Raw genomic sequence first — 12,900 nt, forward strand, 5'->3', positions numbered from 1 at the left:
TTTTTATTTACATCTATCGAAAAACAATAGCGTAACTATTTTTAAGTAGATTTTTATACGAAGGCTTTTTTATCGAAGGCTTTTTTTAACCGAGGATTTAATTGGCGCCAGATTTAAAAGGAGACTCCAATTTATAGGAGTCTCCAGGTAATTTTACTTGGTGTATTTTGCATACACGTAAGGAACCATAACCGCTAACTGACCGCGATCGAGTTTAATTTCAAAATACTTTTCTACATCTTTATAAGTATCTTCTGGGTCTTGATCTAAGGCGAAAACTTTTTGGAAAAATTCGCCAATGCCAGCTGAATTATCAAAATGGAAAGCCACGTCGAATTCGGCAATTTCGGTGCTCGATGCTTTAGCGAAACGGCCAATATTGAGGAGGCGAGAATACGAAGGGAATAATGCTTGGTGACCTGTTTCAGTAATATTATCAACAACTTCGTCAAAATAGCGTTGAATACTGGAGTTATCGGCGAAGTCACCCATACAAAAATAGCCACCGGGTTTTAATTTACTCATAGCATTTTGCGTAATGCCAATTTGGTCTTCCATGTGATGCCAGCCGCCTAGCGAAACTGCTTTATCACAACTGTTGTCGGCTACCACACCGGTATCGGTAATGTAACGAATGTGATCGAAGCGTTTATTTTTTTCGCGATTTAAATGCAGTGTGCGTGGTGCAATGTCCTGCGCAAATAAAGTGCCTTTTAAATTAAGCGCTGCAATTTTTTGCGTTAAAAATCCAGTACCTGCTGATATTTCTAAAATTACATCCTTCGGTTGAACATCAAGTGTTTCCATTAACCAGTCGCCGTCTTTACGAGCATCTGGATAGGTTGCAATGGCGTATTCGTAAGATTGAGCGATAATGTTAAAACGTGAGTCATCGATTGCAGTTTGCATGTTTGTCTCCAAGAATTAAGTAAGCAAATTTAATTAAAAACTTTAAATAGTAATGAGTAAAAAAATTAAATAGAGAAGGGTCGAACGGTTTAAAAAAAATTAATTAGGTGCAAGCGACTACCTCGCCTTTGCGGTTGTCTTGCAAAAAATAGATATCGGCATCGTTATTGTTGTCAATAATTCCCGGTACTTGAAACCCATAAACAACTAAAGATACATCCCCTGCTTCCAAACCGTGTGGTGTGCCGGGCGGAATATTAATAATGGAGTGTTTTTGAATGGGTCGACGAGATTCGCCAATCAGAGCAAATCCACTGCCTTCTATTACCAAAATAATAGCGTGGCCTTTTTTGTGAATGTGAGGATCGAGCACTCGGTGCGGTTCGATAACAACATATTCACAACCTACGCCGTCCATGCCAGAGCCATCCAGAATACGATGCATAACAAAGCCTTCTAAACTGAGTTTTGGACTCTCATCAATGGAGCGAATATTCCATTGGCTTTCTGTTTGACGCTCGGGTGCAACCATAATTTAACTCCTTAAAAATTGTGCAGACGATTTTTAAATTGATTGAGCGCTTTAATTGAAGCTCTACCCACACACGCTCGTACGCCTTGAGTATGTCCACTGTGAAAGCTGCTGAGCGGTAGCACTGTTATGCCTAAATTCAGTAGCTTCAGTGTAAGCTCAAACGATGTATAGTTTTTGTGATAAAAGCACACGTAAAAGCCATCATTGGGTAAGTATATTGAATGAGTTGGGTCTAAATGATTTACGTTAGTGAGCGGTATTACTTTATGATTTGCTAGCGGCGGCTTTTGTTCTAATAATGTAAATCCACTTGCTGTTAGTAACTCTTTAAAAAATTTAGATCGAGTTGAGTAGCGGTTTAGCTCTAGCTCAATATTAATTTCTCGATTGTTAATCTTCTTTAATGTATCGGCAACGGCGTGTTGTGCGCTATGAGGTGCACCCGCGGTGGTGTTAAAAATAAATGTCGCGCAGGCTTTTTGAATAGATTGTGTTGAAAATAAATGCTCTAAATCGGGATAGGTTTCGTGTTGTAGCCCATCGGATATACCAATTAAACCAATACGCTCACCGGCATAACTCAGTATTTTTGAGCTGCTAAAAACCATTAAATATTTAGACGTAAATTGGCCAATGGAAGGAATTTTAAAAATATTGCCATTGTCTTGAGTGAGCATACCCAGATAAGTCATGTCTTCAATGGGTGTTACCTGGTATTTTTCGCAAAGTTGTGCAATGGCTGCTAATTCTTTTGGCGATAAAATGCTCCATAAAGGATTGCTTGGGCTTGCCCACACAATTGCTGCTATTTTATGTTGTGCAAAGTGTTCCTGTATTTGTTCAACGAGTTCGTTATCGCGATAGAATGTAGTATCGATGCATAGAATTTTTTTACCTAATGATTTCCCTTGGCTTAACATGGGCGGGTAACCCGGTGTTAAATATAAAATTGAATCTTTATTATTTTGAATGCCAATGGCTAAGGCCTGCGCAACATACAATGCTTGGGTGCCGCCGCAGGTTGCAAAAAGATTTTTTTTAGTGAAGCGCAGATGGGTGCGGTCATTAATAAATACCGACATTTCTCTGCGTAAAGACTCTGTGCCAATATGCGGCGGGTATGCCCTAGCGGTAATGCCATTAGAAATATTTGATTTTTGTACATCTATGCAATTGGGTAGAGTTCTTAAGCCAGGAACACCGAAATCCATGCGAATAAATTGCGCACCGGTTGTGTTTTCTAAATGATCGATGGCTTGCCAGAAGTCTTCTACATTAAAGTTTTTAGGGTCTAAATTTAGCGATTTAAAACTGAAGGATGATAAGTTCGCGTCTGATTTTTTCTGCACGAGTGTGTTATTAGCTACCGTCATTATTATCGTTCTCCAATTTTTTGGAGGTTTATTGGTTTAGTAGCTTAGACTCGTTCATGATATTTTCTGTGACAGAAAATTTTTTAAATAATGCTCCAATTCAATTTGTGCCAATGAATTTTTAAATTTTAAAATAATCGTAATAAGCTGGGTATTTAATGGCTAATTTTGAAATTTGCTTTTTGATATAAGTTAAATATTTCATTGTGTTGGTCAGGCGATCAATTTTTGAGTGTGGCCGGTATTTTATAGCTATGATGGTTACACGTATAACTGTTCAGTTTTTAAAAATATTTTTTATATCTCATTCTGCTATAGGTACTAAAGTGAGTTATGGAAATGTGAATTGTTAGACTGGTTTGTCAGTAGACTTTCATTTTTATAAGATTATTATGCAAATTCCTTCATCTTAGTATCTTGTTTGTGGTGCAAACCTCTATGAGACTGGTTTTATCTTATCGACACTCCCCAATACGGTTATGGTTTGGTAGTTTAGTTGTCATTATGGTGTGGGAACCTTTGGCTTGATGCAGAATTACGAGTGTAATTTCACGCAATAGTTGCAAGAGAACTTTTTAACTTAACCCGTTAGTCGTTACAATGTAGCGTTAAACAGCTTTACTTTGAGAGCTGTATTTCGTGGAGGTAGAGTGCTTTAAGACCAAAGTAATTTTAAAACCAAAGTACTTTGAACATTAGAGTTATTTCGAGATCTCAGTTTGGGGATTTTTTAGCAATTTAAATTGCATCGTAATGGTTGCTAATAAATAGTAATGGTTGCTAATAATTTGTATGGGCAGATAGCAGTTAATAGTAGCAATATTGTGAGTGAACAATGTTGTGAGTGAACAACGTTGTGAGTAAATAGTGTTATGAGTAAAAAATGTTGGCAAAGATGGTTTAAAAAATAGATGAAAAAGTCAACAAGGTTTTAAAAGAAACAGGATTTTAAAAGATAAGTTTAGTCATTGTAATTAAAAAAATATAACAATAAATATTCTGTTGTGTAAGTGGATTTTAAAATAAAAAGGTATTTATATGGAAAATTCAGCTCTCAATGCAGATTTAGATGCCCTTGTGTTAGACGCTCAATCGGGGAATCAATCTGCATTAAATGAGGTATTGCTTCAATTACAGCATAAAATGTACAACATTGCATTGCGGTTTTTTTCAAATCCTCATGACGCAGAAGACGCATGTCAAGAAATTAATATTCGTATCGTTAAAAACATTCACAGTTTTAAAGGTGAAAGTAAATTTACCACATGGGTGTATAGGTTGGCTTACAATCTATTAATTTCGCTAAAAAACAGTAAAAAAAGCGAAAATTCACTGACCTTTGAACAGTTTGCCGAAGGCATTTATATTGATATTAACGACCATGACGAAGCCGAAGTTGATAAGCCAGATTATCAACAATTACTGCAAGAGGTAAGGGTTGCCTGCACCTTGGCGTTATTGCAGTGTTTAGACGACGAAGCACGAATGACGTATATTCTGGGCGAAATTTTTGAAATGGATCATTCCGATGGTTCCCAGGTGATGAATATCTCTCAAGATAATTACCGTAAAAAATTATCTCGGGCGCGCTCTAAAGTGAATGAAGTAACTATGCAACATTGCGGTTTGGTGAAAGAGTCAAATCGCTGTCGTTGTCATAAACAGGTCAGTAAATCTATGAATATGGGACGCTTGAATCGGAACAATTTGGTATTCGCCAGTGACCGCAGCCATCCCGAGCGTTTTCCCGAAGTGTTAAAAATGATTCGCGATTTACAAGAATCGCAACGTACCGCCGAATTATTAAGAAATGTACCCAGCGATGAAAATAATGAGAAATACATTAATTGGGTTCACGCAACCGTTGCCTCGGTGAATCACCGCTCGACCGCAAATGGCACCCAGGTCACGGCGTAGAAACTCTTTAATTCTTAATTCTTAATTCTTAATTCTTAATTCAATTCGCAAAAAACGCCTTTTAATAAGGCGTTTTTGTTTGCTCGTTTGATATGTGCTATTTCGTTTGATATGTGCTATTACAGAGGAAGTTTGGCGGTATTTTCGTGGGTAATTGAGGCCTTCTCTTCCCAGTCGTAACACATTTCATCGGCAGGGTTTCGCTGTCCGGTTTCGCCCACTTTAACGGCGGGAACTCCGGCTACAATTGCGTGTGGTTCTACTTCTTTGAGTACCACGCTACCGGCACCAACCAAGGCGTTTTCGCCGACAATAATGTTGCCGAGAATTTTTGCACCCGCGCCAATTAAAACGCCACGGCGGATTTTTGGGTGCCGGTCGCCGCTTTCTTTGCCGGTGCCACCAAGGGTTACCGATTGCATAATCGATACGTGATCATCTACGCGAGCGGTTTCGCCAACCACAATACCGGTGGCGTGATCGAACATAATGCCTTTACCAATAACCGCCGCCGGATGTATATCGACAGAAAACACCACAGAAATTCTGTTTTGCAAAAACAAGGCGAAAGGCTTACGGTTTTGATTCCACAGCCAATGGGCAACTCGGTAAGCTTGTAAGGCGTGAAAACCTTTGTAATACAAAAAGGGCGTTGAGAATTCGTCGCAGGCCGAATCTCTTTTAAGCACGGCGTCTAGGTCATAGGCGACGGCTTCTGAGAAGGCATTTGCATTGGCTTCGAAGGCTTCTTCGATGACTTCGCGGATCAACAGTGCTGAAGCAGTTGGGCCGTCAAGCTTGCTGGCCAGTATGTAACTGAGCGCTGCCATAGGCGATGTATGGTTGAGTATGGTCGCGTGCAAATAGCTCGCAAGAATGGGTTCTTGATGGGCGTTAATCATCGCCTCGCGACGAATATTCTCCCAAATTTCTTCGATCACCTTGAAGCTCCAAGTGTAATTTTCTCTGAGGTTGCTCTTAGTTTTGGCCTTTTGATGGTTTTTCAAGAATTAGACCAATTTATATACATTTCTTGCCGATGATGGTTCTTGTTTGCGACCTAGTCGATAAGGTCGCTATTGCTGAGTTGTGGTGGCGGCTAACTGCTACCACAAAGCCGATTACCACAAAGCCAACGGTGGTTCTTGCATGGCGGAAAATTGCTCGCGCAGCTCTAAAATATGTTCCGACCAATATCGCGCGCTGTTAAACCATGGAAAATTCATTGGAAACGCGGGATCGTTCCAGCGGCGTGCCAGCCAAGCCGAATAATGCATGATTCGTAAAGTGCGCAAGGGTTCAATCAATACTAATTCGGCGTGATTAAAGTCGCAGAATTGTTGGTAACCGTCTAAGACTTCATCAAGTTGAGAGGTTTGTTGTACGCGATCGCCCGACAATAACATCCACAAATCTTGTACCGCAGGCCCCATTCGCGCGTCATCAAGGTCAACAAAAAAAGCGCTGTCGTCGCGCCATAAAATATTGCCGGGGTGGCAATCGCCGTGTAGGCGAATATTGTCAAACTTAACTTGCCCAAAACGTGCTTGGATTTGCGTTATTAAATCTTGAGTCAGCGAATCGTAGGCTTGCACCAATTCTTTGGGAATAAAATCGTTACTCAGCAAAAACTCTCGCGATTCGATACCAAAGCTTTGAATATCCAGAATTGGGCGATGCTTGAAGGGCGCTTGCTTAGCCAACGAATGCATTCGGCCAATTAAGCGACCAATGACGTGTAAGCAATCGAGATTATCCAGCTCTGGTGCGTGACCGCCTTTGCGTTCGTAAACAGCAAACAAGAAATCGCCAAAGTGATGAAGGCTCACGTTGCTGTCGTCTCTAAGCGGCGGCACTACGGGAATCTCAAGATCCAGCAAGTGCTCGGCGAAGTCGTGTTCTTCTTGAATTTGCTCGCGGCTCCAGCGATTAGGCCGGTAAAACTTGGCAATGATCGGACTTTTACCCTCAATTCCCACTTGGTATACGCGGTTTTCGTAACTGTTGAGCGCAAGTATGCGAGCGTCGCTGAGATAACCCAACGATTCTACGGCGTCTAACACGGCATCTGGCGTGAGAGAATTGTAAGGATGTTGTGAGTCAATCATAGAGGTGTCTCGATTCAAAAACGAATTCTAACGACTGAACGATGAATTCTCTAGCGAGTTGTTGGCTTTTGGCGAGCTGGTGTTCGCGCAATGGCCAAAACAACCGGCGGTTTGGCCCCTGCCGCGACTAAGGCTTTAGCGGCAGACTCAATGGTGGCGCCGGTGGTGACCACATCATCGAGTAATAAAACGTGTTGGCCGCTAAGATCTTGCTTACAAAAAAAGGTGTTTTCGAGATTTTTTAAGCGCTCTTTGCGGGTCAGCAGGCGTTGGTCTTGGCCGAATTTAACGCGTTTAAAATCCGTTACCAGCGGGATGTTGTGTTGCTTCGCGAGCGTAACGGCCAGTTCGTAGCTGTGATTAAAACCCCGTTGCCAGCGCTTGCGCCAGTGACTTGGCACCGCCGCGATAAAATCGAACTGACTAAAATCCAGCTCTTGATGAGCGCTGTTGAGAAGGTCTACCAAGGCCGATTTAACCGGCCATTGTCGGGCGTCTTTGAAGTTGCGAATCAATACATCTACGGGAAAATCGTAGCGCAGTGGGCAAAAGCAACGTTCGTAACTGAGCCTTTGATTGGCGCAAACGCCACATTGGATTGCACCTACGGCCAGCGGTAACCCGCAGGTGCCGCAGTGCTGATCAATCCACGGTAGGCACTGCCAACACAGCGAGCAAATCTTTTGGGCGTGAATGGAGCGGTTGTGTTCGGTAATAGCGTCGTGACAAATAACGCAACTCTGTAAAAACTGTGCGGCCGCATTCGATGTGAGATCTGTGGCTTTATGCCACCAACGCTTGGTGATGCTGAACCACTTTCTTTGGGTTGCTTGCACAGATACATCCTTGTGTTCGAGATGTTAACATCTTGATTTAACGTTAAAAATTTTACTGATCTAAGAGTAGTAAACCAAAACTTTATAACTTGGTTGACAGCTTTTTGCTTTCGTTTAGACTGCCTTGCTCTGATTTTATCTAATGACTGACAGCTGGAGTTCGGTGATGTCTGCCCTTGAACCTGCAATTCGCCACGATTGGCAACGAGAAGAAATCCTCGCGCTATTTAACAAACCGTTTATGGATCTTCTTTTCCAAGCGCAAAGTGTACACCGAGCTTATTTTGATCCCAACCAAGTGCAAGTGAGCACCTTGTGTTCGATCAAAACCGGCGCTTGTCCAGAAGACTGCGCCTATTGTCCGCAGTCGGCTCGTTACGATACCGGTCTTGAGCGCGAAAAACTGATGCGCGTTGATGCCGTGGTAGAAGAAGCCAAAGCCGCAAAAGAAGCCGGAGCAACCCGTTTCTGTATGGGTGCCGCTTGGCGTTCACCGAAATCGAAAGACATGCCTTACGTTACCGACATGGTTCGCCGCGTTAAAGAATTGGGTCTTGAAACCTGTATGACGCTTGGCATGTTAAAAGACGAACAAGCCCAAGAGCTGGCCGACGCCGGTTTGGACTACTACAACCACAATCTTGATACGTCGCCAGAATATTACGGCGAAATCATTACCACTCGAACCTATCAAGACCGGCTTGAAACCCTTGATCGCGTGCGTAAATCCGGCATGAAAATTTGCGCCGGTGGCATTGTCGGCATGGGCGAATCGGATAACGATCGCGCCGGTCTTCTGCAACAATTGGCGAATTTATCGGAACATCCCGAATCGGTCCCTATCAACATGTTGGTACGTGTGAGCGGAACACCGCTGGCCGATAACCCCGATCTTGATCCCTTCGATTTTATTCGCACTATTGCCGTTGCGCGCATTTTAATGCCGAAGTCTTACGTGCGTTTGTCGGCCGGTCGCGAAGACATGAACGATCAAACTCAAGCCTTGGCATTTTTGGCTGGCGCCAACTCGATTTTTTACGGTGAAAAACTCCTGACCACGCCAAACCCTAAAGCCAACAAAGACATGCAATTGTTTGAGCGTTTAAACCTAAAACCCGAACAACGCGAAACCCACGTAGATGACTCCACCGAACAAGCGGCTTTAGAACAAAAAATAGAAGCGCAAAAGAATGAAGCGTTTTTCTATGACGCCGCCCAAGTAAAAACGCCGATTAATTCCGGCGTAACAGCCGCCGTTTGAGCAATTAAAAACAGTTTGAAATCTCTGATGAATGCAATGGCGATTTAATCAGAGGTTTCTTCAAATTCATTAGATTTTCTTTTATCTCTTTTTTACTGCGACGGAAGATTGCCATGACGATTGAGCAACAATTAAAACAAGCCCTGCTTGATCGTCACGAGGCGCATTTATACCGTCAACGCAAAGTTTTATTATCTGCCCAAAACAGTCGCGTTCAGGTTAATGCTCAGCATTATTTAAATTTTGCCAGCAACGATTATCTGGGTCTTGCCAATCATCCTGATGTAATCACAGCATTTACCGAAGCCGCAGCACGTTATGGTGTAGGCAGTGGTGCCTCGCACATGGTGATTGGTCATCACGAACAGCATCATTTATTAGAACAAGAATTGGCTGAATTTACCGGGCGTGAACGTGCTTTATTATTTGCTAACGGATATGCCGCAAATTTAGCGTGTTTGAATGTTTTGCTCGGCCAAGGTGATTTGGTTGCCGAAGATAAATTAAATCACGCCTCTTTATTAGACGGCGGCTTATCGAGCGGTGCTAAATTTCGGCGATATTTACACTGCGATTTAAACAGCTTAGAAAAAATGCTCACACCAAAAGCCAACCGCAAAATCGTCGTTACCGATGGTGTGTTCAGTATGGATGGCGACCTTGCACCGCTTCGAGAAATTAGCCAAATTTGCCAGCAGCATAATGCGTGGTTAATGGTTGATGATGCCCACGGCTTTGGTGTGCTTGGTGCCACCGGCGCAGGCCTGTGCGAAGCCGAGAATTTAAGCGCGAATGATGTACCCGTGCTGATGGGAACTCTAGGTAAAGCCTTTGGCACCTATGGCGCGTTTGTAGCGGGTAGCGAAACCCTTATAGAAACTCTCATTCAATTCGCCAGACCTTATATTTATTCCACCGCGTTACCACCGGCGGTTGCAGCAGCCACACGCCAATCGCTCAAAATTATTCGCGAAGGCACAGGTTTGCGAAATCATCTTGCTGAATTAATTCGCGTATTTCGTGAAAAAATGCAAAAGACCAATCTTGAATTACTAACCTCACACACCGCCATTCAACCGATTATTATTGGCAACCAAGAAACAACTCTAAAGGTTGCCCAGTGGTTACAAGAGCAGGGTGTATTGGTTGGCGCTATTCGCCCGCCAACAGTTCCTGCGGGTACGGCGCGTTTGCGCGTAACACTCACCGCCAGTCATTCTTTAGAAGACATTGATTCACTGGTAAATTTATTGATTGACGCCAATGAACGTTTTGTTGTTTCTTCTGCTCGTTAAGTAAAAGTTTTATGAAGTCTACCCCAACTTTAAAAGCCTCTTGCGAGCAGGTTTTAAACTCACCGAAAAATACCGTCGAAAATACATTGGAAAAAAATCAACCGAGTTATTTAGCACCGGGATTTTACGCATGCTTGCAAAAACCCATCAGCGCCGAACCCTTAGTTTTATTACACGGTTGGGGGTGTGATTCGCAATCTTGGCAAGGCTTTGGTGTAAAGCTGCGTGACTATTTTGATGTTTATATTATTGATTTACCGGGTTTTGGTGAGAATAAACATTTAGCCATCAACATAGAATCATTGTTATCGGTTTTACCCAAGGTTGGTATTTATTTGGGTTGGTCGTTGGGTGGCATGTTGGCTATGCAAATTGCCCATATATATCCACAGCGAGTGAGCGCCGTAATTACCTTGGCCGCTAATGCACGGTTTACACAATCGGATCAGTGGCCAAATGCCATGGACGAGTTGGTGTATCAAAACTTTGCCAACAGTGTGCAACAAAATGCGCAAAAAACCTTAAAACACTTTGCGCAATTGGTTGCGGGTAATTCAAATTCCGAAAACACCAATACGTCAAAAACAATACTTAAAAAACTGCGTGATCTTTATTCACAACAGCTAGAAGCAAATGATTTATCAAAAACTCTAGACTGGTTACACAGTATAGATAATCAAAAGAATTATGCTTCGATTATTGTGCCCGGTTTACACCTATTAGCAGAAGGCGACCAACTGGTTCCAAAAACCTGTATCGCTGATTTAGAGGATCTTTCTAAGGCAGCGCCTTGCGAACAAAAATATGTAAGCCTTAATGGCAGTCACGCCTTACATTTAGAAATTCCAGAAGAGGTTATTAAGCGTATCGTCGATTTTGTGCAAGAACACCAGCCGCACAGAAATAAATATCTGGTTGCTGAATCTTTTGGTCGCTGCGCAGAAAAATACGACGATGTTGCTGATTTTCAACGCCAAGTTGGCGCCGAGCTTTTACATCAATATCGCCAGTATATAAATCATAATTCATTGCAAGAAACCGAACTCAATGTGTTAGATTTAGGTTCTGGTACCGGATTTTTTTCGAATCAATTAAGCAACTCATATCACCATATTGCCGGTGTTGATATTTCTCACGGCATGGCAAGTTTTGCGCAGCACCATTATCGAAAACCCTTGTTTAGTGTGGGCGATGCAGAATCATTACCGTTTTTAAATAATAGCTTTGATGCCTTGTATTCCAGCTTGTCGGTGCAATGGTGTGAACAGCCAGCAAAATTATTGTCGGAAATTAATCGGATTTTAAAACCAGAAGCACGTGCATTTATTTCAACCCTTGGCCCGCAAAGCTTATTGGAACTAAAAGCGGCATGGAAAAGTGTTGATGACTACCGACATGTAAATCGTTTTCTTGCTGACCAAGTTCTTGTTGATATCGCAAAAAAGCTACAACTTAAAGATTTTAGTATTCATACAGAAATTATTACTCTGTATTTTTCTGAATTTGGCGAATTAATTAAAAGTATTCGTGATATTGGTGCGCACAATGTAAATCAAAATCGTGCTGGTGGTTTGGGTGGCAAGCAGAGGTTGTTGCGCTTAAAAGAAAGTTACGAACAATTTCGAGTAGATCAAGGTCTACCACTTACTTACGAAGTGTATTATTTATCGTTTTCTGGTTGACAGTTTAATTTAAATCTTGATGTTAATAGCGCAAACTGTTGATAACAGTAATCTGTCGTTCATATGTGAGCGACATCTGTTTTTAAACAAAAATTATTTTTTTTAGTGACTATGAGAAAATCCAACAAATTCTTTGTAACCGGCACCGATACCGAAGTGGGTAAAACCTTTATTACCTGTGCGTTGCTCGAAAAAGCTAAAGCACAAGGTTTAACAACCGGTGCATTAAAACCTGTCGCCGCAGGTTGTGTTGAGCAAGACGGCATTTTAAAAAACGAAGACGCGCTAGCACTTATCGATTCTATGACCTTGAGCTTGCCCTATCAGTCGGTAAATCCCATTGCGTTAAAAGAAGCCATAGCACCGCACCTAGCCGCCAGCCACGAAAACAAAGTATTGCAAACCTCGCGACTCACCGGATTTATCCAAGGCGCCTTTATGAACCGCGCCGACCTCTGGCTTGTGGAAGGCGCCGGTGGTTGGTTTGTACCCCTAAACCCACGGGAAACCCTCGCCGACATCGTCATAAAACTACAACTGCCCGTCATTTTAGTGGTCGCCATCCGCCTAGGCTGCATCAACCATGCACTACTTACCGCCAACGCCATTCGCCAAGCAGGCTTGCCTATCGCTGGCTGGGTTGCAAACTGCATGGATGACAACGCTGAATGTGTACAAGAAAATATTCAAAGTATTTACGAGAGGATACAAGCACCGTTATTGGGTGTGGTACCTAAATGCGAAAATGCGCAAAAAGCGAGTGAGTATCTTTCGATAGAAATGTTGCTTTGAATATGTCGCGTAATATTAACGGCAGGGAAATTTTGGTTAAACGACGTTCTGCTGCTAATAGTTGGTTGAGACTGTTAATAATTAATTGCAATGAATGGCAGTAGCCATTAATGAAACTACGATTTGGTAAATTTACGCTTGAGTTTATTTTCCGCTTTTCCCTTCTATATACTGTGCTTTTTCGATTTAACT

Annotated in this window: 11 protein-coding genes; 5 read left to right on the plus strand and 6 right to left on the minus strand. The window is 42.3% G+C overall.

Annotated elements, in window-relative coordinates:
• Positions 1–153: 153 nt before the first annotated feature.
• The 3 genes from ACYQ28_RS10935 to ACYQ28_RS10945 all read right to left on the minus strand — a co-directional run bounded on the left by ACYQ28_RS10935 (position 154) and on the right by ACYQ28_RS10945 (position 2,817).
• Positions 154–909 (minus strand): class I SAM-dependent methyltransferase, encoded by a 756-nt coding sequence (locus ACYQ28_RS10935; protein ID WP_460049964.1) that lies wholly within the window; start codon positions 907–909, stop codon positions 154–156.
• A 103-nt stretch (positions 910–1,012) separates the two neighbouring features.
• Complete coding sequence (locus ACYQ28_RS10940; RefSeq protein WP_460049962.1) at positions 1,013–1,441, minus strand: cupin domain-containing protein; 429 nt, start codon at positions 1,439–1,441, stop codon at positions 1,013–1,015.
• 11 nt (positions 1,442–1,452) lie between these two features.
• Entirely contained in the window at positions 1,453–2,817 is a 1,365-nt protein-coding gene (locus ACYQ28_RS10945; RefSeq protein ID WP_460049960.1) for an aminotransferase class I/II-fold pyridoxal phosphate-dependent enzyme, read from the minus strand.
• A 1,038-nt stretch (positions 2,818–3,855) separates the two neighbouring features.
• Here ACYQ28_RS10945 and ACYQ28_RS10950 point away from each other — a divergent pair.
• Complete coding sequence (locus ACYQ28_RS10950; RefSeq protein ID WP_460049958.1) at positions 3,856–4,734, plus strand: RNA polymerase sigma factor; 879 nt, start codon at positions 3,856–3,858, stop codon at positions 4,732–4,734.
• Between the two features lie 119 nt (positions 4,735–4,853).
• On the opposite strand, the gene cysE is transcribed toward ACYQ28_RS10950, so the two are convergent.
• The 3 genes from cysE to ACYQ28_RS10965 all read right to left on the minus strand — a co-directional run bounded on the left by cysE (position 4,854) and on the right by ACYQ28_RS10965 (position 7,678).
• Entirely contained in the window at positions 4,854–5,675 is an 822-nt protein-coding gene (gene cysE / locus ACYQ28_RS10955) for a serine O-acetyltransferase (protein ID WP_460049956.1), read from the minus strand.
• Between the two features lie 180 nt (positions 5,676–5,855).
• Entirely contained in the window at positions 5,856–6,842 is a 987-nt protein-coding gene (locus ACYQ28_RS10960) for a serine/threonine protein kinase (protein ID WP_460049954.1), read from the minus strand.
• Between the two features lie 50 nt (positions 6,843–6,892).
• Complete coding sequence (locus ACYQ28_RS10965) at positions 6,893–7,678, minus strand: phosphoribosyltransferase family protein (RefSeq protein ID WP_460049952.1); 786 nt, start codon at positions 7,676–7,678, stop codon at positions 6,893–6,895.
• A gap of 166 nt (positions 7,679–7,844) precedes the next feature.
• Between ACYQ28_RS10965 and bioB the strand changes: the two genes are divergently transcribed.
• From bioB to bioD, 4 genes are all read left to right on the plus strand, one after another.
• Positions 7,845–8,939 (plus strand): biotin synthase BioB, encoded by a 1,095-nt coding sequence (gene bioB / locus ACYQ28_RS10970; RefSeq protein ID WP_460049950.1) that lies wholly within the window; start codon positions 7,845–7,847, stop codon positions 8,937–8,939.
• Between the two features lie 113 nt (positions 8,940–9,052).
• Complete coding sequence (gene bioF, locus ACYQ28_RS10975; protein ID WP_460049948.1) at positions 9,053–10,234, plus strand: 8-amino-7-oxononanoate synthase; 1,182 nt, start codon at positions 9,053–9,055, stop codon at positions 10,232–10,234.
• A gap of 11 nt (positions 10,235–10,245) precedes the next feature.
• Positions 10,246–11,916: a malonyl-ACP O-methyltransferase BioC gene (gene bioC / locus ACYQ28_RS10980; RefSeq protein WP_460049946.1), complete on the plus strand. Its 1,671-nt coding sequence runs from the start codon at positions 10,246–10,248 to the stop codon at positions 11,914–11,916.
• A 111-nt stretch (positions 11,917–12,027) separates the two neighbouring features.
• Positions 12,028–12,708, plus strand: coding sequence for a dethiobiotin synthase (bioD, locus tag ACYQ28_RS10985; protein WP_460049944.1), 681 nt, complete (start codon positions 12,028–12,030; stop codon positions 12,706–12,708).
• Positions 12,709–12,900 lie beyond the last annotated feature (192 nt).

The sequence above is a fragment of the Sessilibacter sp. MAH1 genome (genome assembly GCF_054658315.1).

Excerpts from the sequence above, each read along its gene's own strand:
- ACYQ28_RS10935 (WP_460049964.1), bottom strand. The coding sequence starts at position 909 with ATGCAAACTGCAATCGATGACTCACGTTTTAACATTATCGCTCAATCT.
- ACYQ28_RS10940 (WP_460049962.1), bottom strand. The coding sequence starts at position 1,441 with ATGGTTGCACCCGAGCGTCAAACAGAAAGCCAATGGAATATTCGCTCC.
- ACYQ28_RS10945 (WP_460049960.1), bottom strand. The coding sequence starts at position 2,817 with ATGACGGTAGCTAATAACACACTCGTGCAGAAAAAATCAGACGCGAAC.
- ACYQ28_RS10950 (WP_460049958.1), top strand. The coding sequence starts at position 3,856 with ATGGAAAATTCAGCTCTCAATGCAGATTTAGATGCCCTTGTGTTAGAC.
- ACYQ28_RS10960 (WP_460049954.1), bottom strand. The coding sequence starts at position 6,842 with ATGATTGACTCACAACATCCTTACAATTCTCTCACGCCAGATGCCGTG.
- bioB (WP_460049950.1), top strand. The coding sequence starts at position 7,845 with ATGTCTGCCCTTGAACCTGCAATTCGCCACGATTGGCAACGAGAAGAA.
- bioF (WP_460049948.1), top strand. The coding sequence starts at position 9,053 with ATGACGATTGAGCAACAATTAAAACAAGCCCTGCTTGATCGTCACGAG.
- bioC (WP_460049946.1), top strand. The coding sequence starts at position 10,246 with ATGAAGTCTACCCCAACTTTAAAAGCCTCTTGCGAGCAGGTTTTAAAC.
- bioD (WP_460049944.1), top strand. The coding sequence starts at position 12,028 with ATGAGAAAATCCAACAAATTCTTTGTAACCGGCACCGATACCGAAGTG.